The 4,032-nt window shown below is 73.1% G+C and carries 4 protein-coding genes; all 4 read right to left on the reverse strand.

Translation table 11 applies throughout. From position 1 onward, the window contains the following. Nucleotides 1–191: 191 nt before the first annotated feature. A complete protein-coding gene (locus ACFTZL_RS42160) occupies nucleotides 192–989 on the reverse strand; it encodes a type III pantothenate kinase (protein WP_382595090.1) in 798 nt (265 codons plus the stop codon). 14 nt (nucleotides 990–1,003) lie between these two features. Further along, a complete protein-coding gene (gene nadC, locus ACFTZL_RS42165; protein ID WP_382595092.1) occupies nucleotides 1,004–1,978 on the reverse strand; it encodes a carboxylating nicotinate-nucleotide diphosphorylase in 975 nt (324 codons plus the stop codon). A 5-nt stretch (nucleotides 1,979–1,983) separates the two neighbouring features. Further along, nucleotides 1,984–3,705 (reverse strand): L-aspartate oxidase, encoded by a 1,722-nt coding sequence (locus ACFTZL_RS42170; RefSeq protein ID WP_382595095.1) that lies wholly within the window; start codon nucleotides 3,703–3,705, stop codon nucleotides 1,984–1,986. Continuing rightward, the coding region (locus tag ACFTZL_RS42175; RefSeq protein WP_382595098.1) for a pantoate--beta-alanine ligase at nucleotides 3,702–4,032 on the reverse strand (331 nt) is incomplete at its 5' end. The genes ACFTZL_RS42175 and ACFTZL_RS42170, both read right to left, overlap by 4 nt.

Raw genomic sequence — 4,032 nt, forward strand, 5'->3', positions numbered from 1 at the left:
ATGGGGTCGGATACCGACTCGCTGTTCGTTGACGCGCCAACCGCTGCGGGCGGACACCCCCCGACACGTCCCCTTCTCGCCGTGCGCGGGTGCGGGCGCGTCCCGGCTTAGCTGCGGGCATGCGTGCCGCTGGGGGCGGCACGGGTGGGCGCAGCGGCACCCCGCTTCGCCGGGTTGCGGGCCAACCCGGGTCACATACGCGACACGTTCCGCTCGTACACCAGTCGCAGGCCGATCAGCGTCAGCCAGGGCTCGTGTTCGTCTATGACCGACGACTCGCCCAGGACCATCGGTGCGAGGCCGCCCGTTGCGATCACGGTGACGTCCTCCGGGTCCTCCGACAGCTCGCGCGCCATGCGGTTGACGACGCCGTCGACCTGGCCGGCGAAGCCGTAGATGACGCCCGACTGCATCGCCTCGACCGTGTTCTTGCCGATGACGCTGCGGGGCCGGGCCACCTCGATCTTGCGGAGCTGGGCGCCGCGGACGCCGAGGGCCTCGACGGAGATCTCGATGCCGGGCGAGATGACGCCGCCGACGTACTCGCCGCGCGCGCTGATCGCGTCGAACGTCGTCGCCGTGCCGAAGTCGACGACGATGGCGGGACCGCCGTAGAGCTCGACCGCCGCCACCGCGTTGATGATGCGGTCGGCTCCGACCTCCTTGGGGTTGTCCATGAGGATCGGGACGCCCGTCTTGACGCCCGGTTCGACGAGGATGGCGGGTACGTCGCCGTAGTAGCGGCGGGTCACCTCGCGGAGTTCGTGCAGGACCGAGGGGACGGTGGCGCAGATGGAGATGCCGTCGATGCCGTCGCCCAGGTCGTCGCCGAGGAGCGGGTGCATGCCCATCAGGCCCTGGAGGAGGACCGCCAGTTCGTCGGCGGTGCGGCGCGCGTCCGTGGAGATGCGCCAGTGTTCGACGATGTCGTCGCCGTCGAACAGGCCCAGGACGGTGTGGGTGTTTCCTACGTCGATCGTCAGCAGCATGACCCGTACCCGCCCTACTCCGCCGGCCGCAGGTCGAGGCCGATGTCCAGGATCGGCGAGGAGTGGGTGAGGGCTCCGACGGCCAGGTAGTCGACGCCGGTGTCCGCGTACGCCTTGGCGTTGCCGAGGGTCAGACGGCCCGAGGCCTCCAGGGCGGCGCGGCCCTGGACGATGGCCACCGCCTCCTTGCACTCGCCCGGCGTGAAGTTGTCCAGGAGGATCAGGTCCGCTCCGGCGTCCAGGACCTCGCGGAGCTGGTGCAGGGTGTCGACCTCGACCTCGATGGCGACGTCGGGGAAGCGGTCGCGGACCGCCTGGAAGGCCTGGGCGACGCCGCCCGCGGCGACCACGTGGTTGTCCTTGACCAGGGCCGCGTCCGAGAGGGACATGCGGTGGTTGACGCCGCCGCCGCAGCGGACCGCGTACTTCTCGAGGCTGCGCAGGCCGGGGGTCGTCTTGCGGGTGTCGCGGACCTTGGCCTTGGTGCCGTCGAGCGTGTCCGCCCACGCGCGCGTGGCCGTGGCGATGCCCGACAGGCGGCACAGGATGTTCAGCGCGCTGCGTTCGGCCGTGAGGAGGTCGCGGGTGCGGGTGGTGACGGAGAGGAGCTTCTGGCCCGCCTCCACGCGGTCGCCGTCCTCCGCGTGGCGTTCGATGGCCAGTTCCTCTTCGCAGGCGACGGAGATGATGGCTTCCGCCACCCGGAGGCCGGCCACGACTCCTGCTTCACGTGCGGTGAAGTCGGCGGTGGCCACCGCGGCCTCGGGGATCGTCGCGACCGTGGTCACGTCCACACCGTGGGCGAGGTCCTCCTGGAGGGCCACGTTGGCGATGTCCTCGACCTCGACGGGGTCGAGTCCGGCGTCGGCCAGGAGCTGGGCGAGTGCGGGGTCCAGGCCGCACTCCAGGTACGCCTGCTCGTCCGCGCCGCAGGCACAGCCGTCGCCGCAGCCTCCGGACGAGGCGAGGGGAAGGTCGGGGGTGGTCACGTCGGTCACTGCTCCTGGGGGGCCTGGGTGGGGAGGGTCGTGGGGAAGTGTGTGGTGTCCGTGGTGTGCACGGCCAGCGAGCGGTCCGGGTTCAGGCGTACGACGATGTGGCGCCGCCACGTGGTGTCGTCGCGCTCGGGGCGGTCCTCGCGCCAGTGGCAGCCCCGGGTCTCCTCGCGGAGCCGGGCGGCGGCGACCAGCACGCGGCCCACGCACAGGAGGTTGGTGGCCTCCCAGGTGTCGACGCCGGGCTCGGCGGTCTTGCCGTTCTCGGCGAGGGCGTCGCGGGCGTCGGTGTGCAGCCGCTGGAGCTGGTCGGCGGCCTTGGCCAGGGACCCGGCCGAGCGGAGCACGCCCGCGCCGTCGGTCATGATCCGCTGGATCGTGAAGCGGGCCTCCGCGGTGAGCAGGGGGTGCTCGGGGGTCTCCGGGTACGGGAGCGGCCGGGGCACGCGCGTGAGGAGGCCGTTCTCCGCGTGGCTCGCCGCGATGTCGGCCGCGATGCGCTCGGCGTAGACCAGGCCCTCGAGGAGGGAGTTGGAGGCCAGGCGGTTGGCGCCGTGCACGCCGGTGCAGGCGACCTCGCCGCACGCGTACAGGCCGGGGACGGTCGTACGGCCCCGGGAGTCGGTGCGGACGCCGCCGGAGGCGTAGTGGGCGGCCGGGGCGACCGGGATGGGGCCGGTGACCGGGTCGATGCCGTGGGCGCGGCAGGCGGCGAGGATCGTCGGGAAGCGGTGTTCCCACATCTCGGCGCCGAAGTGCCGGGCGTCGAGGTACATGTGCTCGGCGTCCTGCTCCTGCATGCGGCGCATGATGCCCTTGGCGACGATGTCCCGGGGGGCGAGTTCGGCCAGTTCGTGCTTCCCGACCATGAAGCGCACGCCGTCGGCGTCGACCAGGTGGGCGCCCTCGCCGCGTACCGCCTCGGAGACCAGGGGCTGCTGGCCCTCCGCGTCCGGGCCCAGGAAGAGGACCGTGGGGTGGAACTGGACGAACTCCAGGTCGCTGACTTCCGCTCCGGCCCGGAGCGCGAGCGCCACGCCGTCGCCCGTCGAGACGGACGGGTTGGTGGTCGCGGAGAAGACCTGGCCCATGCCGCCGGTCGCCAGGACCACGGCGGGTGCGTGGACCGCGCCCACGCCGTCGTGCTGGCCCTCCCCCATGACGTGCAGGGTGACGCCCGCGGTGTGGCCCTCGGCGTCCGTGAGGAGGTCCAGGACGAGCGCGTTCTCGACCGTGCGCACGCCACGCGCGCGTACCGCGTCGACCAGGGCGCGGGAGATCTCGGCGCCGGTGGCGTCACCGCCCGCGTGGGCGATGCGGCGGCGGTGGTGGCCGCCCTCGCGGGTGAGTTCCAGCCCGCCCTCGGTGGACTCGTCGAAGCGGGCGCCGGTCTCGATGAGGCGGCGTACGGCGTCGGGGCCCTCGGTGACGAGGATGCGGACCGCTTCCTCGTCGCACAGGCCCGCGCCCGCGACCAGGGTGTCGTCGAGGTGCTGTTCGGGGGTGTCGCCCTCGCCTAGGGCCGCGGCGATGCCGCCCTGGGCCCAGCGCGTGGAGCCGTCGTCGAGGCGGGCCTTGGTGACGACGACGGTCCTGAGGCCCGCGGCCTGGCAGCGCAGGGCCGCGGTCAGGCCGGCGACGCCGGAGCCGACGACGACCACGTCCGCGGCGATGGACCACCCGGGCGCCGGCGCGTGCAGTCGTATGCCTGTGCTGGTCACGAGGCGGCTCCGAAGGTTCCGAAGGTGAGGGGGAGATTGTCGATCAGCCGGGTCGCCCCGACCCGGGCGGCCACGGCGAGGACCGCCTCGCCGGTGAAGTCGTGCCCGATCTCGGTGAAGTCGGACGGGTCGACCAGGGCGAGGTAGTCCAGGGCGAGCGGCGGATCGAGGCGGGCGGCCTCGTCGAGGATCTGGCGGGCGGCCGCGCGGACGGCCGCCGGGCCCCCCCGGACGGCCGTCGCCACCGCGTGGGGGGGGGCGGCCGCCCCGGGCGCGCCCGGCGGGGGGGGGTATAAAAAAAAACGAACCCAACAAACAATAAAACAA

This window comes from Streptomyces sp. NPDC056948, assembly GCF_042674225.1.
GTDB lineage: Bacteria > Actinomycetota > Actinomycetes > Streptomycetales > Streptomycetaceae > Streptomyces > Streptomyces purpurascens.